Origin of the sequence: Hydrogenispora ethanolica (assembly GCF_004340685.1) — a bacterium.
Classification (GTDB): Bacteria; Bacillota; UBA4882; order UBA8346; family UBA8346; genus Hydrogenispora; species Hydrogenispora ethanolica.
Window position 1 is genome coordinate 1 of sequence record NZ_SLUN01000019.1, and the last position, 22,338, is coordinate 22,338.

The following is a 22,338-nucleotide window of genomic DNA, read 5'->3' on the forward strand; positions in this document are numbered from 1 at the left end:
AGTGTCAGCCTCCTTCGTATTGTAGCTCTGTTCTAAGCTCTCGCTTAGTTTAACCTACGTTTTGCGAATCGGATGCTGGCACTTCCATTATATCTAACAAGGATGAAGAATATCCTAGTTGGACGAAAGACCATACCTTACATGAGGGGATGACGTGAAGTGGGGATGTTACCGGAAACTACTGATATAACGACTCGGGATTAGGGCGGTCACGTTCTGTTGGCGTCGGCTCGCCGGAAATGATCAGATCCGGTATCCCAGAATATGAATAAACCGCACATCCACGAAGTTATAATAGGTGAGCTTTTGGTCGAGAAGATCCTGGGTATGCGCTGCAAAATAGACTTTTTCCGGACGAATGGGAGGAGTGCCGAATTTTGTAATAATTAGGGAATGCTCGAACTGGCCCTGTTTCCGGAAACCCAATTGAATCAGATCGCCTACTTCTAGATCCTTCAATTCCCTTTGTTCCCCGAAAGGACCCTTCTCCCGGTTCTCGGTTAAGAATTGATAGAGAAAAGGAACTCCAGTCCATGACGGCGATTTTTGATTCGGATTCAGGTAATACCAACCATATGTTTGGGTAAAATTCATGACTCCGCATCCGGCGTAGAGTACCTGCGAAGCGAAGTTGGTACAATCGCCTCCGATTTCCGAATAATCAAAAAAGGCCGGATTTCTGCTCAACGCCCAGCGGCGCGCGTACGCGAGCGCGGCTGAACGATCGTATTCTTTAGTCGTTCCTGCCAGATTCATGATTGTCACCGCCTGATTTTTTATGATGCTATCGAGCTGGAAGATGGAAAGTATTGCTTGTAGAATATTATGATGGTAATTTTCTTATGGAACGCACTTGAATTTTTCCAACTTCATGATAAAATGAGAATAGAGCCTGAAACTTAGGATTGCCTGGTATAGCAGATTGACTAGTCAAGTTAACGCTTCCTCTATACTTAGCCCGAGGGAAGGCCGACTATAGCCCTATGGGCTAAATATTTGGGAGGTTGTTTCATGTATCAAGACAAAACGTTAACCTGTAAGGACTGCGGTCAGGACTTCATCTTCTCTGCCAGTGAGCAAGAGTTTTATGCTTCCAAAGGTTTTGAGAATGAACCCGGTCGTTGCCCTGCGTGCCGTTCCGCCCGGAAGCAACAACGTGGTGTCGCCAGTACTGGTCAACGCACCCGTCAAATGTTCGATGCGGTATGCTCTCAGTGTGGAGCCAGCACACAGGTTCCGTTCCGTCCCACAGGTGAAAAACCCGTGTATTGCCGCGATTGTTTTCAAGCCCGTAAACAAGCTTAATTAACGGAATCATAGATTGAAAGGTCCCGAATGCCGGGGCCTTTTTTTATTATATGAGGAATTCGTAAAGGAGGATATCCCGAATTCCGTATGAGTTTTTGCTTCCTGGGCAAACTGAGAAAAAAACAGGAGGCTGAACTGAATTGAAGATAAAAGATATCATGAACCATGAAGTTGCTTATGTCAGTCCTGAGACAACCGTGACTCAGGCGGCTCAGTTGATGCAGAAACACGATGTGGGCTCCATTCCGGTTTGCCAAGGAGAACACCTTATTGGAATCGTCACCGACCGAGACATTGTAGTGCGAAACATCGCTCATGGACGGGATCCTCATTCAACTCCGGTACGGGACGTGATGACTTCCCAAGTTCGAATGGTCAATGCCGACATGGATCTCCACCAGGCGGCCGAAATCATGGCCAAAAGCCAGGTTCGGCGTTTACCGGTTGTTGATAAAGACCGCATCGTGGGCATTGTTTCGTTGGGAGATCTGGCAACCCAGGCTAAAACTGATGTGGAACTCGCGAAAACTCTGGGGCTAATTTCAACCCCCTCCGAACCGGAAAATTTATAAAAATATTTACTTTGAAGCCAAGAGATAAAGTCTGTTCCAAATGGAATCGGCTTCCAAAAAGTTTTAAAAACGACTTTATCACTTGCTTCAAGCGGTCGCCGTGACCATTCCGGCTTTAGCCGGGTTTATCACAGCTTTTTTCGAAGCGGTAGTGAACTTGTGAATCGTAATCGTAAATGTCGCAATTCGTTCCTAATTGAGAGAGAACGAATGCGACATTTTTTTTGCCCTGAGAGGAATATCAATATAACATCTAAAAGCGTTATGAACCCTGTCCGAAGGGCAGGGTGAACATAAAAGCTCAGAGCAAGTATGGCTTCTAGTTTTTGATGGATTTCGGTATTCGCTGAAGGATCGTCGGGGTCCGATCGGCGACTCAACTTCGGATAAGACAAATTTTAAAAATAAGGCATACTGGGCCAAAATCACCCAATATATTGTAAGTAAGGAGCTGGACTTTGAAACAATTTGCAGTTTTGACGGCCGATATCATTGATTCAAAGCGGGCCAGCCGGATCGATTTACAATTGAAACCGCAATTGAGCCGGATCAATTACCCTTTTTTGGTTACCCCCTTTTCAATGTACCGAGGGGATGAGATCCAAGCAGTTTGCAGCGATACAACCCAATTACCCCGCCTCATTCGCGAGCTGCGTTATTTTTGCCGGCCATTCCGGATCCGCCTTGGAATTGGCATCGGAGGAGTGGAGGGAAGCGAATTCACGCTAAACTCTTGGGAAATGAACGGCGAGGCCTTCTTTATGGCTCGCAATGCCTTGGATTATCTGTCGAAGGAGAAATTTGCGGGAACTCGTTTCAAAACCAATGAGCCCCTCCTGGATCTGGCATTGAACACCGTTTACCGGTTGGTCGACGCCATCGTGGAGAATTGGACGGACGCCCAGTGGGAAGCGATTCATTCCTATCAACAGTTTGGGACCTATATTCGGACTGCCGAAGCCTTGGGGATTGCTCGCCAAAATGTTCAAAAACGTTGTTATGCTGCAAAGTGGAATGAAATTCGGCAAGCGGAGGAGAATGTCAGCAAATTGTTGGCTTTCGATTTGATCCGCGACACCTGAACAAGGGTGTCTTTTTAAAATGAACCTTAATCAAGGTGCATGGGTACTAGATCAGAGAATTTCAAATTACCATAACATTCCCTTCGCCATACAATATATAGTGAGTAGCCAGGATATATCAATCAATATATTGTATGGCGAAGCTTTTTCCGAAGCGATTTGAAATTCTCTCAGATAACGGAGGTACCATGGAAACGCTCTTATTGACCTATCTGGCGCACGGGATCGCCGATTTTTTATTCCAATCCGATGGAATGGTAAAGGATAAGAGCAATTTACAATGGAAAGGTTTTTTCATTCACGGCTGCATCATTTTTTCGGTCTTAATCCTTTTTCTGCATTGGATGCAAATCGGAACCGCCTTGGTATATGCAGTCATTGTTTCCGCACTCCATATCTTATTGGATTACCTCAAGTGTCTGGTAATCTTAAAAGGAACCCCCAAAAAGGAACTGCTCGGTTTTATCCTGGATCAGTTTGGCCATGTACTGCTCATCTTCGGGATTTGGCAATGCTTTGATTTACAGCCCAACTCGAAGATTATCGCTTTTTACCACTCTTTGCTGCAGCCCAAAACGCTTTCGGCATTTGCAAACATTCCCCCTTCATTCCAGTGGAACAGCGACGAAGTCATCTTATGGGTCACTGGTTGTATCTATATCTGTTTCGGGGGTACCTATCTGATCCGCAAATTCTTGAACTGTCTAGATTATAATGATAATGCATCTCCTCATGGCGGCTCGACTTTTCAAACCGGGACCTATATTGGATTCTTGGAAAGACTATTGATAATGATTTTTATCCAGAACGATACTCTTCCTTCGGTCGTATTCATTTTAACCGCCAAGTCAATTGCCCGTTTCAACGAATTAAGTGATAAGGATTTTGCCGAATACTATCTTCTCGGAACACTTTCCAGCACGGCGTTGGCACTTTGCGGCAGTTATTTGATTATTTTTTTATCGTTCTTCCTTGGCTAGTATCTCTCTGAGCGAATTACCTACATCTTTGGCCAATGGGTGGTGAAAGGAATGATATAATCTCTGAATCTCAAGACGAATTTGAATTCAAGACGTAAAACCGGGAGAGTAAATCAACAGTCGGTAATCATGACCGAAATCTTCGAATAAAACTGTTTATTTTATGGGATAATATCCCATTGGTAGTTTGATTTTATTGATGAGGAGCGAAAACTATGGAAGTTTCAGTCGATCAAGATCTCTGCATTAGTTGTGGGTTATGCGTGTCCAGCTGTCCGGATGTTTTCTCATGGAATGATGATGAGAAAGCGCAGGCTGACGAAAAAGCCGTTAATTCCGAAAATGAAGACTGTGTTAAAGACGCTGCGGATGGCTGTCCTACCGACGCAATCTCGACTCATTAGTGAAGTGTAGCGGAAGGCGCAATTCGGTTAATAAACTTCATCATTCCGGCGAAGTTCAATGGGTTTGACAGAGTTTTTGGCGCATAGTAATAGCCGGGTCCTATTCCCCATATACTTAACGTAAGGGGAGAGTCGGAATGATAAAAAATACCGAATTATACACTTTCGCAGAAGAAGAGGAAGAAAACAGCCATCCGGAAGAAGCCCAGGTTGAGAACGGGGAAAATCCGCGAAATCCATTCTCAGGGCGATTATTGATGCAAACCATGATTGTTTTCCTATCTTTGACCATGGTTTTACTGGTTGGGAGGGTACGGCAGCCTTGGACGGATTGGATTCGGAGTCAGATTCACCAGGCGGTAAATGCTTCAAGCGAGGCGACTTTCGGGCATATCTGGAAATATCCGGCCTTGCAGAATTTGATTCAGAGCAGTCGCCAGTGGGTTCGCCTGGAAAGCAATAATCCATTGGCGGACTCCGTCCCTGCGACCAATGGGACAACGACGCTTCCGAAAGCCTCATGGCCGGTGAATGGCAGAGTCACCAAAGAGTTCGGCTGGGGTTACAACTCCGACAATCACCGCAAAGAATTTTTCCAAGGGGTTGAGATCACGGCCTTACCTGAAGCCGAAGTTTATGCTCTGGCCGATGGGGAAATCGTAGAAGTGATTCATCGGGCTGAAGACGGCTGGGGACTCACCATTAACCACGGTAATGGTTGGAAATCAGTTTATCGGCATCTCGCCAAAGTATGGGTGACCACTGGACAATCGGTCAAATCCGGAGCGACCATTGCTCAATTGGAACGGAATTTACCTTTCATCCGCGTCGAAGTTTTTCATCAAGAACGGCCGGTGAATCCGTTAACATTACTCAAATAAGTTCGTTGCTTGAAGGAAAGTGTCTCAGGTATGGGTTCCATTGGCGACCCATACCTGAAATTTTTCATAAGAACTTGCAGAATAAGTAAAGATGCGATAGAATTAACCTGCCGTTTATATTTTTTCAAATTTAGTATTATGGCATTCAAAACGATCAAACACAAAGTATTCCACAGTGTTAACGGGAGGGCTATCTACGAGTAGTTGGGAAACGATTGAGAATTTATTGGGAAATGTAAGTAAACCAGGACGTTATACGGGCGGGGAATATAATATTCAGACCAAAGACTGGGATCAGGCGGACATCCGTGTGGCTTTGGCCTTCCCGGATATATACGAGATCGGCCTTTCCCACATGGGATTGCGAATACTTTACGAGCTGATTAATGATCATCCTAAAATGCTGGCTGAACGCGTTTATGCTCCTTGGCCGGATTTTCAGGCCTTATTGCGTTCCAAAAACGCTCTTTTGATGTCATTGGAGAATAAACGGGATTTGAACGAATTTGATGTCGTTGGTTTTTCATTACAGTATGAATTGAGCTACACCAATGTCCTGACGATGTTAAAATTGGGAGGAATCCCAATTTACACCTCGGAACGAGCCGAACATGATCCATTAGTGATTGGCGGGGGACCATGTGTATTCAATCCAGAACCCTTGGCCGATTTTTTTGATTTTTTTCTAATCGGCGAAGCGGAAGAAATTTTGCCCGAAATATTGGAACAGATTCGAAAATGGAAACTAACGGGTCAAACGAAAGCTGAATTATTGAGACAACTGGAAAAAAACTCAGGCGTCTATGTTCCGGCTCATTTTCAAGTCAGTTATGAACCGGATGGTCGAATCCAACGGATAGCTCCCCTAACCGGGGCTCAGCCGGAGCGGGCCGTGGTACGGGATTATTCCGGGGCATTCTTTCCTAAGCGGTGGCTAGTACCGTATCTTGATATCGTCCATGATCGAGTAGCCTATGAAATTCAACGCGGCTGCACGAAGGGTTGTCGATTCTGCCAAGCAGGAATGATTTATCGACCAGTGCGTGAGCGCCCCGCCGCTGCGATTCTGGAGTCGCTAAAGGGATTATTGTCGACTACCGGTTATGAGGAGCTTTCTTTAACCTCGTTGAGCAGTGCCGATTATAGCCGAATCGAGGAGTTGCTTACTGAGGCTTGCGGTTGTTTCACGCCGCAAGGGATTAATGTTTCGTTACCTTCTTTGCGGATTGATTCATTCTCGATCGATTTGGCAAAACGCTTTCAAAGCAATCGTAAAGGGAGTCTTACCTTTGCCCCGGAAGCGGGTACGGAGCGTTTGCGCCGGGTGATCAATAAAGGCGTTACTCGCGAAAATTTGGTTACTGCTTCTCACGCCGCTTTTAAAGCGGGTTGGCAGAAGTTGAAACTCTATTTTATGATTGGGCTGCCCACCGAGACCCAGGAGGATTTAGAAGGAATTGCCGATTTGGCTTTTGAGGTTTTAAAGATTGGCCGGCAATATCATCCCAAGGGTAATGCACTGCGAATTACGGTCAGCGTATCAACTTTTGTACCCAAGGCAAATACTCCTTTTCAATGGCGGGAGCAGATTTCCATCGCTGAAACCATCCGGAAACAACAGTTTTTACAGGAGAGAATCCGCGGTCGCCAATTAGAACTCAATTGGCACGATCCGTTGATGAGTCATTTGGAAGGAATCTTGACCCGCGGTGATCGGCGCCTCGCCAAAGTCATTGAAACTGCTTGGCTGAAAGGCGCTCAATTTGACGGTTGGAGCGATCAATTTCAATTTGAACTTTGGATGGATGCCTTCAGACAGGAGGGAATCGATCCCAGTTTTTACATCCGGGGACGGAATTATGATGAGGTTTTGCCCTGGTCCCACTTGAACACCGGGCTTTCAAAGGATTTCTTACGGCTGGAAAATGAACGTGCCAATCAGGAAGTTTTGACTTCGGATTGTCGTACCGACTCCTGTACAAGCTGCGGCGTTTGTTCGACTCTGCATGTTTCAAAAAAAATCGAGGGCAACTAGGATGGCAAAGTATCGGATTCGCTTTTCCAAGGAAAACAATTTGAAGTATCTCTCTCATTTGGAGATTATTAAAACGATCGAACGGGCGATTCGGAGAGGCCGGTTAACCATGGCTTATTCCGAAGGATATCACCCCCACCCAAAGCTGAGTTTCGGCCCGGCCCTTGCGGTAGGTATCAGCAGTATGGATGAGTATTTTGACTTGGAATTAGTCGATCATGACGAGCCGGAGCGTCTGGCGAAAGAGTTAAATGGAGCGCTTCCCGAAGGTTTGCGAGTATTGGCCGTCAAAAAGATTGAGACCCATCACCCTGTTAAATCATTAAATGCCATCTTGAACCGGGCGGCCTATACCGTAGAATTAAACGTGGCCGCCGGGGCGCAAGCAGAAATAATGTCTCAGCTGGATCAGCTGAAAGAAGCTTCGGAAATAAAAATTGCTCGGAACACCAAGGAAGGTCAAAAAGTAGTCAACATTCGTCCGTGGCTGCATAACTTAAGTACCAAGAAGATCAATGACAATATCCTGGCCGTTTATATCGTCGGTGAAATCGGTAGCGGGGGACATTTGCGGCCGGAAGATATTATCCATGCGCTACCCCAGCCGGTGGAAATTGTCAGTATCGTCCGGACTGGGTTATGGCACGAGGAGCAGGGGCGGGTTTTGAAACCGATGGATTTCTGTGATGGAACCGGGGGAGTTTGATGACCAAAGAGATCCTCATCAATATCGGTATTGACGAGACAAGACTGGCGATCTTGGAAGAGGGAGTTTTGGTTGAATTTGCGGTGGAGCATCCCGATGAGCAGCGACGGGCCGGCAACATCTATCGGGGCAGGGTCGAAAATGTATTGCCGGGGATGCAAGCCGCTTTCGTTGATATTGGGGAAGAAAAGAACGCGTTTTTATATATTGATGACGTTATCCCGCGTGAAAGCGATTCCGATACCGCAATTGATCTAAAAAACTGTTCTATCCAGGACTTACTGCACGAAGGCCAGGAAATTGTGGTGCAGATGATTAAGGAGCCGATTGGGACCAAAGGACCCCGAGTGGTGACCCAGATCACTATTCCTGGCAGATATTTGGTTTTAGTTCCTGCTGTCGATTATGTTGGAGTTTCACGCCGCATCGTTGACGAATCCGAGCGGGAACGGCTAAAGAACATTGTCACAAAATTCAAAAAATCCGGAATCGGATTGATTGTGCGGACTGCCGCGGAAGAGGTCGAAGCCGCTGAATTACAGAGTGATTTTGAGTTTCTTATCAAAGTTTGGGAGAAAATAAAACGCAAAATCACGAAAGGCCCTTGTCCATCCTTAATTTACCAGGATCATGATCTTTTATACCGGATTCTCCGAGACTATCTTGGTAAAGAAGTAGAGAGACTGGTCATTGATGATTCGGAAGCCTATTTTAAGGCGCTGGAGATCGTGAAGACGCTGGCGCCATCCCTGCGTAACCGGGTTCAGTTATATACGGGGGAAATCCCCTTATTTAAACTGTATTCAGTTGAAAGCCAAGTAGAACGGGCTTTATGCAAGAAAGTATGGCTGGATTGCGGAGCATACTTGATCTTTGATCAAACTGAAGCACTGTCAGTCATTGATGTCAATACGGGTAAGTTTACCGGCTCGACTTCGTTAGAAGATACAGTGTTTCAAACCAATTTGATGGCGGTAAAAGAAATTGGCCGGCAAATAAGATTGCGGAACTTAGCGGGGATCATTATTATTGATTTCATTGACATGAGCTCCGACAGTCAGCGGGATAAGGTGATTGCACTCCTGGAAAAGGAGCTGAGTCACGATAAGACCAAAGTGAATATTCTAGGCTTCACTTCTTTGGGACTGCTTGAGTTGACTCGAAAAAAAGTCCGCCAAAGTTTAAGGGAGATTTTTCAGACCGAATGTGAGTGCTGTGACGGGACCGGATACACCTTGACGTTGGAGAGCCTTTCCAACAAAGCGGTAAGAGCTATTCTCCAGATGGCCCGCGATATCAACGATGAGGCGTTACTCCTGGGAGTGAACCCGCAGATCGCTTCATTATTAATCGGTCCTGGCGGAACCAACCAGGAAAAATTAGAACGGCGCCTCAATAAGACATTGTTCATTAAAGGGCAAGAGAGCTTAGAGAAGGATCAAGTTCGACTGTTGGCTTCCGGAACCAAAGAAGAAATCATGGCTTTGGCTCTGCCGGTAAAAGAAGGGGACGAAGTCGAGATAAAAATCGTGGAGCACCACATCACCAATCCGGGCGACGGCATCGGCCGGATCGAAGGTTATGTAGTGGATGTCGAAGGGGCGGGAGCCTTTATTGGCAAAAAAATTAAAGCAGCCATTACGAAAACATTTAAAACATACGCCAAAGCAAGAATCATTGGTTGACTTCCAAAAGTGGGCATGATATTATATTATTTGTGGGTTTTTACCCCATGTAACCGCACGAGTAGGTTTTAAAACACCGTATTGGTGTACCGGATTCGGCGAGTCTGATGAGGGAGGTGTACCGAATGTATGCTGTAATTGAGTGTGGTGGTAAACAGTATCGGGTTCAGGAGGGCGATCTGGTTCGGGTTGAGAAATTGCCGAGCGAGGTTGGTTCCAATCTCACCATTGACAAAGTTTTGTTAATTGGTGGCGAGCAAACGATTATCGGGAATCCGTTCGTTGAGGGTGCTCGAGTCGTAGCGACAGTCTTGAATCAGGATAAAAGCAAGAAAGTGCTTGTTTTCCGGTATAAGGCCAAAAAGAACATCCGTGTCCGTTATGGACATCGTCAACCATTCACCGCTATTTTAGTGCAAAAGATTTTGAAAGCCGGAGAAACCGACACGGTTTCCGAGCAACCTGTGAAAGCTGCCAAAAAAGCAAAAGCTGAACAAGCGGCAACCCAGGAAACCGGAGCAGCAAAACCGAAGACAACCCGGACGAAGAAAGCTACTACAACCAAGGCCTAATGGTTTCAATTCTTATCAAACGTGATTTATCCGGGCTATTGTGCGGGTTCACTTGTTCCGGACATGCCGATTATTCGGATAAAGGTTTTGATATTGTATGTTCTGGAATTTCGGCCTTGACACAGACTACGCTGCTCGCTCTAAATCAGCTTGTTGACTTGGAACTGCAAGTGGAAGCGGAACCAAAAACGGGTTTTCTAGATTGTAAATGGTCTCCGGATGATCCGCTCAAACAAGCGCAGGCGGATTTATTAGTCGGGGCAATGAGGCTGGGTTTGTCTGAGATTCAGAAGCTATATCCTAAGAATTTAAAACTCCTTGAAGTGGAGGTGTGAGTCATGATCCAATTTGATCTGCAGTTCTTTGCTCATAAAAAGGGGGTTGGAAGCTCCCGAAATGGACGCGACAGCGCTGCACAACGTTTGGGTGTCAAACGTTTTGCCGGTCAGGAGGTTTCCGCCGGGAACATTCTGGTTCGTCAGCGCGGCACCAAATTCCATCCCGGTAATAACGTGGGAATTGGTAAGGATGACACCTTGTTCGCTCTTATTGACGGGTTCGTTACTTTTGAGCGAGTCGGTCGGACGAATAAGCAAGTTAGTGTTTACCCTGAAAAGACGATTACCGTTTAAGACCTGGATTACCAGGTCTTTTTTTTATTCATGATTACTGGAATGGGTTGGGTGATGTTCGAAGAATATCGCTCCCTTTTTTTGCGCAAAATCTATTTATAAAGCGCAAGGGGGCGTTCTTTTTGAAGAGTAATTGGAAGATTGCGATTGTGCTGTTTGCGGTCGTCTTAATGATGAATCTCGTTTCGCCCGCTCTTGTTCGAGCGAAGGCGCTAAATCCTGATTTGCAATTAAAAATTGACGCTCATGCGGCGGTGCTGTTGGAACCGTCCTCCGGAGAGATTGTCTTTGCGAAAAATCCCGATTTACAACTTCCACCGGCTAGCGTTACCAAACTGATGGTGATGCTGTTGGTATTGGAAGCGGTGGACCGGGGAGACGTCAAACTGACAGATGTGGTTGCCGCATCTCCGGAAGCCTGCAAAATGGGCGGTTCTCAAATCTGGCTGGAACCCGGTGAGCAAATGACCGTGTCCGAGCTTTTGAAGGCGGTATGTATTGTTTCGGCCAATGACGCTTCGTATGCTTTAGCGGAACACATCGCGGGTTCGGAAGAGAATTTTATTTCTCTGATGAATAAGCGGGCCAAGCAACTTAGCTTAAAAAGTACTGTATATGTCAATACGACCGGGCTCGATCCCGACGGCGGCGGCGCCGGAAATATGACTTCGGCGGGGGATATGGCATTATTGGCCCGGGAAGTCATCAAACACCCGACTGTTTTTCGTTGGACTGGAGTTTGGATCGACAGTCTGCGCGGTGGCAAATCGTTTCTGCGAAACACGAATAAATTAGTACGTTTTTATCGTGGCTGCGACGGTTTGAAGACCGGCTACACCGCTAAAGCCGGATTTTGTTTGGTTGCCTCGGCAAAACGGGATGGCGTCCGCCTCGTTGCAGTCGTCATGAACTCGCCTACCACCGACGCCCGTTCAAAAGATATCAGCAAATTACTGAATTACGGGTTCTCAAAGTTTAAGGCAGTCCAAATCTATCAAGGAGGGGAGACGGTCAGTCGAGTTAAGGTTTTCCGCGGGACACAACCATTGGTTGCGGCGGTGGTTCCTCGTGAATTGGCGGCAGTCCTGCATCGAGAGGCGCGAGGGAATGTCGTAAAGACGATTCAGTTGGAACGGGTCGTCAACGCCCCGGTTCGAAAGGGACAAAAAATTGGTCAAGTGCTATTATCCATCGATGGAAAGAGCTGTGGACAAGTGGATCTGGTAGCGGCGGCCGATATCAAACGAGCGTCCGTTCTCCAGATATGGTGGGAAATCTTCCGACGGACCATTCGAATTGGAGTATCTTAAGAATCATCCTAAGCCCAGATCAAAGCGATCTGGGTTTTTTATATGAAAATATGGCCAGGTGGGAAAACCTGGTTCTTTTTTACAAAAACGTCATCGCCACCTGATTGAAAAACCGTTACAAATAGTGATTTTCCGGGCTTTTTTGTCTTTTTACGAAGCAGGATCTGCCGGACCGACGGCGAATCCTTTGCAAGGATCTGGAAAGGAGGACTTCTTTTGGTCATCGAAACAGAGCGAATTGGCACGAATCTAGTGGTCGAATTGGATGGTGAACTCGATCTGGAGACTTCGCCGGCCTTCCGGACGGTAGTTGAAGACCGGTTAACTCAGTACGATACTATTAAACATTTGATACTGGACCTGAAAAAAGTAAATTTTATCGATAGTTCGGGCTTGGGAGTTATACTCGGCCGGTTTAAAAGATTGAGTCAACAGGGCGGGAAACTCTCAGCCATTAATGTATCGCCTCCCATCCGCCGAATTTTTGAGTTATCCGGATTGTTGAAGATCATGGATATTTACGAGAACCGTCAGCAAGCACTCGACAGGTTTTAGTGGGGGTAGGATAATGTTGAAAAACTATTTAAAAATGGAATTCCCCAGTCTTCCTCAGAATGTCGGCTTGGCCAGGTCCATTGTAGCAACATTTGCCGCGCAATTGGAATTCACTTTGTCTGAAGTGGAGGAGATTCGCGTGGCGATCTCCGAAGCGGTCTCAAACTGTGTTATTCACGCTTACCCCAAAAAACCGGGGATCGTTCAGCTGGAGTTGATGATCGAACGGGCCACGCTTACGATGAAGGTGAAGGATTTCGGAAAGGGCATTTCCGACATCGAGCAAGCGAAACAAGCTACTTTTTCCACTGATCCCGAACGAATGGGTTTAGGCTTGGTTTTCATGGAATCATTCATGGATGAAATGAACATCAGTTCTCGTCCCCAGGAAGGAACCACCGTAATTATGAAAAAGCGTCCAGAACGGGGGTTCGTCAATGTCGGGATCTCCAGGAGCTGTTAAAAACGATATTACTCTGCCCAACGACGGACTGCTTAGTGATGAGGAGTTTTTGCGCTTAATCACCGAGTACCATGGCGGGAATTCGGAAGCGAAAAATACCATTGTCCAGCATAATCTGCGATTGGTCATGAGCATCGCGCAACGCTTCGGCAACCGGGGCGAGCTTGAAGATTTGTTTCAGATCGGATGCATCGGGTTGATGAAGGCGGTGGAGAAGTTTAATCCGACCTACGGGGTCAAGTTTTCAACTTATGCCGTGCCGGTGATTATCGGCGAAATTAAACAGCACCTCCGCGATGAGGGTCCCATCAAAATCAGCCGGGGTATTAAGGAGGTTGCCGTCAAGGTCGAACAGACCCGGGTTCAATTGCTGAATCTGTTGGGAAAGGAGCCCACCCTGTCCGAACTGGAAGAGGCTTCGGGATTGCCCCGGGAAGAGATTGCCGGCGCGTTAGAGGCGACCCGGCCGGTCAACTCGTTGCAGGACTTCATTCGCGAAGATGAGGGAGATGTTTTATACCGGGAACAATTAGTGGGGGAGGATGGAGATCATTCCAAATGGCTGGAGCATTTTGCCCTGCGCGAAGTGATCGAAAAATTGCCGCCGCGTTTAAAATCCCTCATCGAGCTGCGTTTTTTCGAGGAGAAGACGCAGACTGAGGTTGCCGGGATCTTTGGGGTCTCCCAAGTACAGGTTTGTCGTCTGGAGAAAGAAGCCTTGCACCAATTGCGGAAGTTATATTTGAGCGATTAGTTTTCGGGGTTCGGGGAATAATATTCTCGGTGAAGCTTGATGCGCAAAACGGGAATTATTTTGATGATATTATCATTCCTCGTGTTAATTTTCGGCCTGGCATATTATTGGCTGTTCGACGACGACCGCAATCAAACCAAGGCCAGATTGGTTCACGCCATACAGGTGGAAAAGTTTTAGACTGGGGAATTTCCCTAAATTTTATTGCGTTTTTTCGTATAAAATGGCAAAATAAGAATCATTGGAGCAGAACGATACTTTCCGTATCGTTTTTTTCATGATAAAATCAAGGCATACATTGAATTCGGGGTGTTCGGAATGAAAGGAGTCATTATTGATCGTGGTTGGACGCGACAGGAGATCGAGCGGCAGATGACCGAGATCGGGGTAGACTGGCGCGGTATTGAAATTATGACGGATAAATTTCAGCATTACATCATTCGCCTTTTCGAGCTAACCCCCCGCCAGGCGTCAATCATTAAACAGGAAATGCTGGCCAGAGGAGCGGAAGCCGCTGTTTCATGGCAGATCTGCTCCATGGATTTTGGCGGCATGGCAAAAACTGGCTTGTTGCTTTCCGGTACATTACGGCAGCTATACCAATTTATCGCTAAGTTAAAGCTGCAACCGTTCGGCCTGCCGGACCTGGCGGAACGAATTGAGAATGCCCTCGATAACTACAGGAATGATCGGCCTGTGTTAACTTTGGCCGGGCGTAGCTATGACTGGTCTGTCAAGACTTATGTGATGGGGATTATCAACATTACTCCCGACTCTTTCTCAGGAGACGGCCTTTACCGGGATAAAAACTTTATTGAGGCAGCTGTGGAACAAGCCTTGCAAATGATTGAAGACGGCGCTGATTTTCTGGATGTTGGCGCCGAATCGACTCGGCCCGGTACGCTGATGAACCGCGGCACCTTTCCGGTAAATGGAGATGCAGCCCGAGTTTCCGCCGAGGAAGAAGAACGGCGGTTACTACCGGTTATTAAGGAATTGGCGAATGCGGTAAAAATCCCGATTTCGGTTGATACCTATAAACCGTCGGTGGCTGAAAAAGCCTTGAATTTGGGTGCGGCAATGATTAACGATATTTGGGGGTTGCAGTCGCCGGAAGATCCGGAACGCCGGATGGCTAAACTGATTGGCGAGACCGGAGTCCCGATTATCATGATGCACAATCGGAGTCAATCGGGTTATGCTCATCTGATGCGAGAGATCATTGACTCGTTGGCTGAATCGATAGAGATCGCCCAATCGGCCGGAGCTAGAAAGGAACAGCTCATCATCGATCCCGGGATTGGCTTTGGCAAATCCCATCAGGATAACCTTTCTGTCCTGGCCCATCTGGATCAGTTGAAGATTTTGGGTTGTCCGGTTTTGTTGGGGACTTCCCGGAAATCGGTGGTGGGATTGACACTGGATCTCCCGGTTGAGGAACGGTTGGCGGGGAGTTTGGCTACGGTAGCGTGGGGTATTTCCCAAGGAGTCAATATTGTGCGGGTTCATGATGTGAAAGAGACGGTTAGGGCGGTGAAGATGTGTGACGCAATACGATCGGCAAACTAAAATCGTGATTGCGCTCGGAAGCAACCTCGGGGATTGCTCAGCCAACCTGGAACAGGCAGTCCGAAAGATGGAGGCCTTTTTCGGAGCGCCATTGGTTTGTTCCTCGGTCTACCGAAGCGAGCCGGTTGAAGTGCGGGACCAACCGTGGTTTCTCAATCAAGTGGCATATTTCGAAACGGATGCTCCGCTCCCGCCATTGGTCATATTGAAGAATCTCAAAGCAATCGAGGCCCAGATGGGCCGGATTCCGGGAGCTCGGTACGGGCCGCGGTTGATCGACCTGGATCTATTATTCTATGGGGATTGGGTATTGGAAACCGCCAATCTGACGGTACCCCACCCCAAATTGGAAGAGCGGTCTTTCGTGTTAATGCCCTTAGTGGAGATTCTTCCCGATTTCATCCATCCCCGCACCGGCATTCCGCTGACGGAAATACTGGAGCAAAATCGGCCGCGGTTAGCCCGCTGTGAGCGAATGGTTCAATAATATTTCATTTATAGAAAGAGTGATTTTATAAAATGACTAAGTTGGAAAGATTACAGCAGATCTTGACTGAATGCGGCAGTGTTCTGGTGGCTTACTCCGGGGGAGTGGACAGCACCTTTTTGTTGAAGGTAGCCTTGGATGTTTTGCCGGGACGGGCCGTTGCTGTGACCGCGCTTTCGGAGACCTATCCCGCTCATGAATTGGAGACCGCCACCCGGGTCGCGCAGTCGCTGGGGGCCAAGCACATAACCATCGAAACCTCCGAGCTGGATATCCCCGAGTTCCAGGGGAACCCGCCGGATCGCTGCTATTATTGTAAAAAAGAGCTATTCGGAAAACTCCGGCAGATGGCCGCCGATCTGGGCTTGGCGACCTTGGTGGACGGGACGAACGCAGATGACTCCAATGATTATCGTCCCGGCATGCGCGCCTGTAAAGAATTGGGGGTCCGGAGTCCGCTGCAGGAGGCTGGTTTTACCAAGCAGGAAATCCGCGATTTATCCAAGGAATATAACCTGCCGACTTGGGATCTGCCTTCGTTTGCCTGTCTCTCGTCGCGTTTTCCGTACGGAACCACCATCACCAAGGAAGGCGTGCTTCGGGTCGGCCAGGGGGAAGACCTGTTGCGGGGGTTAGGCTTCAAGCAATTTCGTTTGCGCGACCATGGCACCATCGCCCGCGTCGAGATTGCCATGGAGCAACTGCAACTGTTATTGGACAACCGGGTCGCCATCGTTCAACAGTTGAAAGCGTTAGGCTATCAGTATATTACACTGGATTTGGAAGGCTATCGTACTGGAAGTATGAACGAGGTGCTTTCAATCTCTCAATGATGTGAGCTTTTTGTGATCGGGTTTTGCAATAGGGCTTGTTGTTCCTCGGAACAACAAGCCCTATTTTTATACTTTGAGCCTGGCGGGCCAAGTGAAAACTTCGGATTTTACCTGTCAGGACGGGCTTTTCACGCTATTTACATACTGTTAAAGTCATGATGTTAGGTATATGTTATATTTATGATTGACTTTTTCCCCGAAAAAGAGTATTTTAGATATAAATATTACACATACATTACATGTGCTGGAGGGAGCGATTGAACATGCGTAAGATAGCGATTTACGGCAAAGGCGGTATTGGTAAATCCACCACCACTCAGAACACGGTCGCGGGGTTGGCCGAGATGGGCAAGAAAGTCATGGTGGTGGGCTGTGATCCCAAGGCGGATTCGACTCGATTGTTATTGGGCGGTCTGGCCCAACGTTCGGTCCTGGACACCTTGCGGGAAGAAGGCGAGGATCTGGACCTGGAAGACGTATTGAAAGAAGGCTTCTGTAACACCCGTTGCGTTGAATCGGGCGGTCCCGAACCTGGCGTGGGTTGCGCCGGTCGGGGAATCATCACCTCCATCAATTTGCTGGAACAACTAGGCGCTTATGAAGAGGATAAAGAGCTGGATTACGTGTTCTACGATGTTCTCGGCGACGTGGTTTGCGGCGGATTTGCGATGCCGATTCGCGAGGGAAAAGCCCAGGAGATTTACATCGTCGTCTCCGGAGAGATGATGGCCATGTATGCAGCCAATAACATCTGCAAAGGAATTGTCAAGTTCGCCGAAGCCGGCGGGGTGCGCTTGGGCGGCTTGATCTGTAACAGCCGGAAAGTAGACAATGAGCAAGCGATGATCGAAGCCCTGGCAAAAAGGCTGGGAACCCAGATGATCTATTTTGTGCCGCGCGATAATATGGTGCAACGGGCGGAGATCAACCGCAAGACAGTCATCGATTATGACGCTGCGCACGAACAGGCCGATCATTACCGGAATCTGGCCAAACGGATCGACGAGAATGAAATGTTCGTCATTCCTAAACCATTGTCCATTGAAGAACTGGAAAAGCTGCTGATTGAGTATGGTATCGCCAACTAAGGCTACCATGGTTCAACAGCGAATTCGGTGTAGTTTGACGAAACGGCGTTTGAAGAGCTTGGGCAAGCTGTAAGGATCGAGAAAAAGGCATTGGAGGATGAGAACATGTTGATGGTAAAAGCGATCGTGCGGCCGGAAAAAGCCGATGAAGTGATGGCCGCCTTGATGGAAGCGGGATTTCCGGCGGTTACCAAGGTATCGGTGTTCGGCCGCGGCAAGCAGCGCGGTCTGAAGGTCGGCGAAGTTCATTACGATGAATTGCCCAAAGAGATGCTGATCATGGTCATCCCGAATCAGGATAAGGACTTTGTGTTGAAGACGCTGATGGAAAGCGCCCGCACCGGTGAGAAAGGCGCGTACGGCGACGGCAAAATCTTCGTTTCGCCGGTTGAAGAGGTTTACACCATCAGTTCCGGTGTAAAGGAAGCTTAATTGAATCTATCCCTCATGAAAGGGTGGGCGAAATGAAAGAAGTAATGGCAATCATCCGTATGAACATGATGAATAAGACCAAGCAAGCCTTGGCCGATGCCGGAATCTCCTCGTTCACCGCCACCGGCCGGGTGGTGGGCCGCGGCAAGGGCATGGTCGATTTCCGTATTTTGCAAGGTGCCGAGAATGGGCACGAGGAAGCCATCTCGCAATTGGACCGGGGCCCCCGCCTGATACCGAAACGGCTGTTGATCGTGGTGGTTCCGGATAAATTGGTGCAGACCGTCATCCAGACCCTGATCGCCGTCAATCAGACCGGTCAGCCCGGCGACGGCAAAATCTTTGTGCTGCCGGTACTCGAGTCGCATCGGGTCCGCACCGGAGAATCCGGCGACGACGTGCTGGATGATTGAGATTAGGGCAGCGCGGGTGGAGGAACGGTTTTCTCGGATGGAACCGTCTCGGCCGTACTGAAAGCACCATTCTGTCAATGGGCAGGCTGACCGAAAGGTTCCCAGCCATTTAGAACAGGAGCGGAACGTAAGTTTCGGACCCGCAAAAAAGAATTGTCAGAATGCCAATGGAATTTGCGAGCTGTCCAATGGCAATTGTATTCAAGCCAGTTTTGCTTCCTCACAAATTGGAATTGGATGATGACAAATTGAATTTGTTAGCGGAAAAAATAAAATTTGCATTTAAAAAATGAAAATTAGTCTTAACAAATGGAAATTGTAAGCTAAATAGTTTAATTTGCGCTCATAAAATTGTAAAATGTTCGAAATTTGAGCGACGAAATGGCAATTATCATAATTTGCGGAATAAGACTTGGCTTCGAGTGATCGACTAGGAAAGGAAATGGTCCAAAGGAGGAATATCCATGATCGACAAAGCGCGATTTCCCGTTCCCGCCGAAGTGAAGGAGGAGCTGATCAAGAAATACCCCTCCAAAGTAGCGCGGAAACGTACCAAACAGATTGTTATCAATCATCCGGATCCTGAGTCCATGCCGGAAATTGGCGCCAATGTCCGGACCGTGCCGGGCATCATCACCCAGCGCGGCTGCACCTACGCCGGTTGTAAAGGCGTGGTGCTCGGCCCGACCCGGGATATTTTAAACATCACCCATGGCCCGATCGGTTGCGGCTTCTATAGCTGGTTGACCCGACGCAATCAGACTCGACCGCCCGAAGAGACCGACGAGAACTTCATGACCTACTGTTTCTCCACCGATATGCAAGAAGACGACATCGTCTTCGGCGGCGAAAAAAAGCTGAAGCAAGCGGTGCAAGAAGCTTTTGATATTTTTCACCCCAAAGCCATCGGCATCTTCTCCACTTGTCCGGTGGGCCTGATCGGAGACGATGTGCACGCGGTGGCCCGGGAGATGAAAGAAAAGCTGGGGATTAACGTCTTCGGTTTCAGCTGCGAAGGTTATAAAGGCGTCAGCCAGTCCGCCGGCCATCATATCGCCAATAACCAGTTATTCAAACACGTCATTGGCAATGACGATACTCCGCATCCCGAGAAATTCAAGATCAATCTGCTGGGCGAGTACAACATCGGCGGCGACGCCTTTGTCCTCGAGGATCTCTTGGAACGGTGCGGCATCAAATTGGTGGCCACTTTCAGCGGCAACTCAAGTTACGATGCTTTTGCCAACTCCCATACCGCCGATCTGAACGCTATCATGTGTCACCGCTCCATCAACTATGTCGCCGAGATGATGGAGGAGAAATACGGAATTCCTTGGATTAAAGTGAATTTTATCGGCGCCGAGAGCAGCGCCAAATCGCTGCGGAAGATCGCCGCTTATTTTGAGGACGCCGAATTGATGGAACGGGTCGAGCAAGTCATCGCCGAAGAAATGGCGAAGGTAGAGGAGGTTCGCTCCGAGATCCGCTCCCGCTGCGAAGGGAAAACCGCCATGTTATTCGTCGGCGGGTCCCGCGCCCACCATTACCAGGATTTATTCCGGGAGATCGGGATGAAGGTCGTGGCCGCCGGTTACGAATTCGCGCACCGCGACGATTATGAGGGTCGCCGGGTGCTCCCCAACATTAAAGTGGACGCCGATAGCCGCAATATCGAACAGCTGACGGTGGAACCGGATCCCGAACGTTACCGGCCGCGCAAAACCGAGGCCGAGCGCCAACGCCTGAAGGAACAGGGTTTTGAATTCAGCGATTATGAGGGAATGATGTCCGAGATGGAGCGGGAGTCCCTGGTCATCGACGACATCAGCCATTATGAATCCGAAAAATTGATCGAGATCTACAAGCCCGCGGTCTTCTGCGCCGGAATCAAGGAAAAGTACGCCGTGCAGAAAATGGGGGTCCCCTGCAAGCAGTTGCATAGCTACGATTATGGCGGGCCTTATGCCGGATTTGAAGGCGCCATTAATTTTTACAAGGAGATCGACCGCTTGGTCAATAGCAAGATCTGGGGCTACATCCAGGCCCCCTGGCAGAAAAATCCGGAGATCACCGCCACCTATGCTGTGAAATAACGTTTCCCGGGCGGTCGCGGACCCCCGGATGCGAGGAGGGAATATTCATGTTGTTACGACATACACCGTCTGAAGTGAAAGAGCGCGAGGCTCTGGTGGTGAACCCGGCCAAAACCTGTCAACCGATCGGGGCTATGTACGCCGCCCTAGGCATTCACGGTTGCCTGCCACACAGCCACGGTTCTCAGGGCTGCTGCGCTTACCATCGTAGTACGCTTACAAGGCATTATAAGGAACCGATAATGGCCTCGACCAGCTCCTTCACGGAAGGCGCATCGGTCTTCGGCGGCCAGGCCAATCTGGTGGAAGCGATCAATAATATCTTCACGATTTATAATCCGGATGTCATTGCCGTGCATACCACCTGTCTTTCGGAGACCATCGGCGACGATGTGCCGCAGATCGTCTCCAAAGCCAAGGATGACGGGAAGATTCCCGACGGCAAATACGTGATTCATACCAGTACCCCCAGTTATGTGGGTTCTCATGTCACCGGCTTCGCGAATATGACCAAGAGCATGGTCAACTATTTCTCCGAGTCCAGCGGGACCGAAAAAGATCAGTTGAATATCATCCCCGGGTGGGTGGAACCGTCCGATATGCGGGAGATCAAGCGCATGACCGGAATGATGGGCATCAAGACCGTCTTATTCCCGGATACGTCGGATGTGTTGGATACTCCGCAGACCGGAAAGCATCATCTCTTTCCCAAGGGCGGCGTGACCATTCCGGAGCTTCGGAGCACCGGGGATAGCCGGGCGACCATCGCCCTCGGCCAGTTCGCTTCGGGACCGGCCGCGGAGGCCTTGGATGCCAAGTGTAAGGTTCCCTGCCAGGTATTGGACCTGCCGATCGGTTTGATGGCGACCGACCGTTTCGTGGACGCGCTGCGCAAAACCGCCGGAGTGTCCGTTCCCGACGCCATCACCGACGAACGGGGCCGGCTGGTGGACCTGATTACCGATATGCATCAGTATTTTTACCGTAAAAGAGTGGCCCTCTTCGGAGATCCCGATCAGTTGATCGCTATGACCGAGTTTTTGGTCAGTTTGGATATGCTGCCGGTCCATATTGTCACCGGAACCCCGGGACAACGGTTCGAACAGCGCATTCGGGAGATCCTGAAGCACGATGTTCCTCAGGTCAATGTGCGCGCGGCCGGAGACTCATTCCTGTTGCATCAATGGATCAAGAGTGAACCCGTCGATCTGCTGATCGGCAATACTTATGGCAAGTATATCGCCAGGGATGAGGATATTCCTTTCGTGCGGTTCGGTTTTCCCATTCTCGACCGGGTGGGGCACTCCCTTTTCCCGTCGGTGGGATACGTCGGAGCGATGCGCTTAATCGAGAAATTCCTATACGCCTTCCAGGACCGGCAAGACCGGGATGCTCTGGAGGAAAAATTCGAGTTGGTTATGTAGTTTTCGCCCGTAATTTTCCCGAACTGACATTAGCTTTAAATCGAGAAAGGGGGCATGCTC

The 22,338-nt window shown here is 48.6% G+C and carries 25 protein-coding genes and 1 other annotated feature; of the genes, 24 read left to right on the top strand and 1 reads right to left on the bottom strand.

The genetic code is table 11. The features are described 5' to 3' along the window. Positions 1-243 precede the first annotated feature (243 nt). Positions 244-756: an amidase domain-containing protein gene (locus tag EDC14_RS15065; RefSeq protein ID WP_132015144.1), complete on the bottom strand. Its 513-nt coding sequence runs from the start codon at positions 754-756 to the stop codon at positions 244-246. Between the two features lie 255 nt (positions 757-1,011). Here EDC14_RS15065 and EDC14_RS15070 point away from each other — a divergent pair, with 255 nt between their 5' ends. The 24 genes from EDC14_RS15070 to nifK all read left to right on the top strand — a co-directional run bounded on the left by EDC14_RS15070 (position 1,012) and on the right by nifK (position 22,278). Continuing rightward, positions 1,012-1,305, top strand: a complete 294-nt coding sequence (locus tag EDC14_RS15070) for a zinc-ribbon domain containing protein (protein WP_132015145.1) — start codon at positions 1,012-1,014, stop codon at positions 1,303-1,305. A gap of 143 nt (positions 1,306-1,448) precedes the next feature. Continuing rightward, a complete protein-coding gene (locus EDC14_RS15075) occupies positions 1,449-1,880 on the top strand; it encodes a CBS domain-containing protein (RefSeq protein ID WP_132015146.1) in 432 nt (143 codons plus the stop codon). Positions 1,881-2,338: 458 nt separating this feature from the next. Then, entirely contained in the window at positions 2,339-2,962 is a 624-nt protein-coding gene (locus tag EDC14_RS15080; RefSeq protein ID WP_132015147.1) for a SatD family protein, read from the top strand. Between the two features lie 188 nt (positions 2,963-3,150). Next, positions 3,151-3,942, top strand: a complete 792-nt coding sequence (locus EDC14_RS15085; RefSeq protein ID WP_165908047.1) for a DUF3307 domain-containing protein — start codon at positions 3,151-3,153, stop codon at positions 3,940-3,942. A gap of 215 nt (positions 3,943-4,157) precedes the next feature. Continuing rightward, positions 4,158-4,346: a ferredoxin gene (locus tag EDC14_RS15090; protein WP_132015149.1), complete on the top strand. Its 189-nt coding sequence runs from the start codon at positions 4,158-4,160 to the stop codon at positions 4,344-4,346. Positions 4,347-4,483: 137 nt separating this feature from the next. Beyond that, positions 4,484-5,227 (top strand): murein hydrolase activator EnvC family protein, encoded by a 744-nt coding sequence (locus tag EDC14_RS15095; protein ID WP_132015150.1) that lies wholly within the window; start codon positions 4,484-4,486, stop codon positions 5,225-5,227. A gap of 226 nt (positions 5,228-5,453) precedes the next feature. Then, entirely contained in the window at positions 5,454-7,262 is a 1,809-nt protein-coding gene (locus tag EDC14_RS15100; protein ID WP_243662944.1) for a TIGR03960 family B12-binding radical SAM protein, read from the top strand. Position 7,263: 1 nt separating this feature from the next. Next, positions 7,264-7,968 carry a TIGR03936 family radical SAM-associated protein gene (locus EDC14_RS15105; RefSeq protein WP_165908048.1) on the top strand — a complete coding sequence of 235 codons (705 nt, stop codon included), beginning with the start codon at positions 7,264-7,266 and terminating at the stop codon, positions 7,966-7,968. Continuing rightward, positions 7,968-9,653, top strand: coding sequence for an Rne/Rng family ribonuclease (locus EDC14_RS15110; RefSeq protein WP_132015153.1), 1,686 nt, complete (start codon positions 7,968-7,970; stop codon positions 9,651-9,653). Before EDC14_RS15105 ends, EDC14_RS15110 begins: the two co-directional genes overlap by 1 nt. Positions 9,654-9,694: 41 nt before the next feature. Further along, positions 9,695-9,769 (top strand) — a sequence feature (ribosomal protein L21 leader region). 9 nt (positions 9,770-9,778) lie between these two features. Next, positions 9,779-10,225, top strand: a complete 447-nt coding sequence (rplU, locus tag EDC14_RS15115) for a 50S ribosomal protein L21 (protein ID WP_132015154.1) — start codon at positions 9,779-9,781, stop codon at positions 10,223-10,225. Next, the gene (locus EDC14_RS15120) at positions 10,225-10,560 is read left to right on the top strand and encodes a ribosomal-processing cysteine protease Prp (RefSeq protein WP_132015155.1); all 336 of its coding nucleotides are present in this window, start codon (positions 10,225-10,227) and stop codon (positions 10,558-10,560) included. The genes rplU and EDC14_RS15120 overlap by 1 nt, the downstream gene beginning before the upstream one ends. A gap of 3 nt (positions 10,561-10,563) precedes the next feature. After that, positions 10,564-10,857 carry a 50S ribosomal protein L27 gene (gene rpmA, locus EDC14_RS15125; protein WP_132015156.1) on the top strand — a complete coding sequence of 98 codons (294 nt, stop codon included), beginning with the start codon at positions 10,564-10,566 and terminating at the stop codon, positions 10,855-10,857. Between the two features lie 122 nt (positions 10,858-10,979). Then, entirely contained in the window at positions 10,980-12,167 is a 1,188-nt protein-coding gene (locus EDC14_RS15130) for a D-alanyl-D-alanine carboxypeptidase family protein (protein WP_132015157.1), read from the top strand. A 216-nt stretch (positions 12,168-12,383) separates the two neighbouring features. After that, positions 12,384-12,722 (top strand): anti-sigma F factor antagonist, encoded by a 339-nt coding sequence (spoIIAA, locus tag EDC14_RS15135; protein ID WP_132015158.1) that lies wholly within the window; start codon positions 12,384-12,386, stop codon positions 12,720-12,722. Positions 12,723-12,735: 13 nt separating this feature from the next. Beyond that, complete coding sequence (gene spoIIAB, locus EDC14_RS15140; protein ID WP_132015159.1) at positions 12,736-13,185, top strand: anti-sigma F factor; 450 nt, start codon at positions 12,736-12,738, stop codon at positions 13,183-13,185. Continuing rightward, a complete protein-coding gene (locus EDC14_RS15145) occupies positions 13,160-13,939 on the top strand; it encodes a SigB/SigF/SigG family RNA polymerase sigma factor (protein ID WP_132015160.1) in 780 nt (259 codons plus the stop codon). Before spoIIAB ends, EDC14_RS15145 begins: the two co-directional genes overlap by 26 nt. 318 nt (positions 13,940-14,257) lie before the next feature. Continuing rightward, complete coding sequence (gene folP / locus EDC14_RS15150) at positions 14,258-15,508, top strand: dihydropteroate synthase (protein ID WP_132015161.1); 1,251 nt, start codon at positions 14,258-14,260, stop codon at positions 15,506-15,508. A gap of 4 nt (positions 15,509-15,512) precedes the next feature. Next, positions 15,513-15,995, top strand: coding sequence for a 2-amino-4-hydroxy-6-hydroxymethyldihydropteridine diphosphokinase (gene folK, locus EDC14_RS15155; RefSeq protein WP_243662947.1), 483 nt, complete (start codon positions 15,513-15,515; stop codon positions 15,993-15,995). A 32-nt stretch (positions 15,996-16,027) separates the two neighbouring features. Beyond that, complete coding sequence (gene larE, locus EDC14_RS15160) at positions 16,028-16,828, top strand: ATP-dependent sacrificial sulfur transferase LarE (protein WP_132015163.1); 801 nt, start codon at positions 16,028-16,030, stop codon at positions 16,826-16,828. A 263-nt stretch (positions 16,829-17,091) separates the two neighbouring features. Beyond that, positions 17,092-17,916 carry a nitrogenase iron protein gene (gene nifH, locus EDC14_RS15165; protein ID WP_132015164.1) on the top strand — a complete coding sequence of 275 codons (825 nt, stop codon included), beginning with the start codon at positions 17,092-17,094 and terminating at the stop codon, positions 17,914-17,916. Between the two features lie 105 nt (positions 17,917-18,021). Next, entirely contained in the window at positions 18,022-18,348 is a 327-nt protein-coding gene (locus tag EDC14_RS15170; RefSeq protein ID WP_132015165.1) for a P-II family nitrogen regulator, read from the top strand. Between the two features lie 32 nt (positions 18,349-18,380). Then, positions 18,381-18,761: a P-II family nitrogen regulator gene (locus EDC14_RS15175; protein ID WP_132015166.1), complete on the top strand. Its 381-nt coding sequence runs from the start codon at positions 18,381-18,383 to the stop codon at positions 18,759-18,761. 464 nt (positions 18,762-19,225) lie between these two features. Beyond that, positions 19,226-20,854 (top strand): nitrogenase molybdenum-iron protein alpha chain, encoded by a 1,629-nt coding sequence (gene nifD, locus EDC14_RS15180; protein ID WP_132015167.1) that lies wholly within the window; start codon positions 19,226-19,228, stop codon positions 20,852-20,854. A gap of 47 nt (positions 20,855-20,901) precedes the next feature. Further along, positions 20,902-22,278 (top strand): nitrogenase molybdenum-iron protein subunit beta, encoded by a 1,377-nt coding sequence (gene nifK, locus EDC14_RS15185; RefSeq protein WP_132015168.1) that lies wholly within the window; start codon positions 20,902-20,904, stop codon positions 22,276-22,278. Positions 22,279-22,338: the final 60 nt, after the last annotated feature.

Bases quoted from the DNA above. Each gene is read 5' to 3' on its own strand.
- EDC14_RS15065 (WP_132015144.1), bottom strand. From the start codon at position 756: ATGAATCTGGCAGGAACGACTAAAGAATACGATCGTTCAGCCGCGCTC.
- EDC14_RS15070 (WP_132015145.1), top strand. From the start codon at position 1,012: ATGTATCAAGACAAAACGTTAACCTGTAAGGACTGCGGTCAGGACTTC.
- EDC14_RS15085 (WP_165908047.1), top strand. From the start codon at position 3,151: ATGGAAACGCTCTTATTGACCTATCTGGCGCACGGGATCGCCGATTTT.
- EDC14_RS15090 (WP_132015149.1), top strand. From the start codon at position 4,158: ATGGAAGTTTCAGTCGATCAAGATCTCTGCATTAGTTGTGGGTTATGC.
- EDC14_RS15095 (WP_132015150.1), top strand. From the start codon at position 4,484: ATGATAAAAAATACCGAATTATACACTTTCGCAGAAGAAGAGGAAGAA.
- EDC14_RS15105 (WP_165908048.1), top strand. From the start codon at position 7,264: ATGGCAAAGTATCGGATTCGCTTTTCCAAGGAAAACAATTTGAAGTAT.
- EDC14_RS15110 (WP_132015153.1), top strand. From the start codon at position 7,968: ATGACCAAAGAGATCCTCATCAATATCGGTATTGACGAGACAAGACTG.
- rplU (WP_132015154.1), top strand. From the start codon at position 9,779: ATGTATGCTGTAATTGAGTGTGGTGGTAAACAGTATCGGGTTCAGGAG.
- EDC14_RS15120 (WP_132015155.1), top strand. From the start codon at position 10,225: ATGGTTTCAATTCTTATCAAACGTGATTTATCCGGGCTATTGTGCGGG.
- rpmA (WP_132015156.1), top strand. From the start codon at position 10,564: ATGATCCAATTTGATCTGCAGTTCTTTGCTCATAAAAAGGGGGTTGGA.
- spoIIAB (WP_132015159.1), top strand. From the start codon at position 12,736: ATGTTGAAAAACTATTTAAAAATGGAATTCCCCAGTCTTCCTCAGAAT.
- EDC14_RS15145 (WP_132015160.1), top strand. From the start codon at position 13,160: ATGTCGGGATCTCCAGGAGCTGTTAAAAACGATATTACTCTGCCCAAC.
- folP (WP_132015161.1), top strand. From the start codon at position 14,258: ATGAAAGGAGTCATTATTGATCGTGGTTGGACGCGACAGGAGATCGAG.
- larE (WP_132015163.1), top strand. From the start codon at position 16,028: ATGACTAAGTTGGAAAGATTACAGCAGATCTTGACTGAATGCGGCAGT.
- nifH (WP_132015164.1), top strand. From the start codon at position 17,092: ATGCGTAAGATAGCGATTTACGGCAAAGGCGGTATTGGTAAATCCACC.
- EDC14_RS15170 (WP_132015165.1), top strand. From the start codon at position 18,022: ATGTTGATGGTAAAAGCGATCGTGCGGCCGGAAAAAGCCGATGAAGTG.
- EDC14_RS15175 (WP_132015166.1), top strand. From the start codon at position 18,381: ATGAAAGAAGTAATGGCAATCATCCGTATGAACATGATGAATAAGACC.
- nifD (WP_132015167.1), top strand. From the start codon at position 19,226: ATGATCGACAAAGCGCGATTTCCCGTTCCCGCCGAAGTGAAGGAGGAG.
- nifK (WP_132015168.1), top strand. From the start codon at position 20,902: ATGTTGTTACGACATACACCGTCTGAAGTGAAAGAGCGCGAGGCTCTG.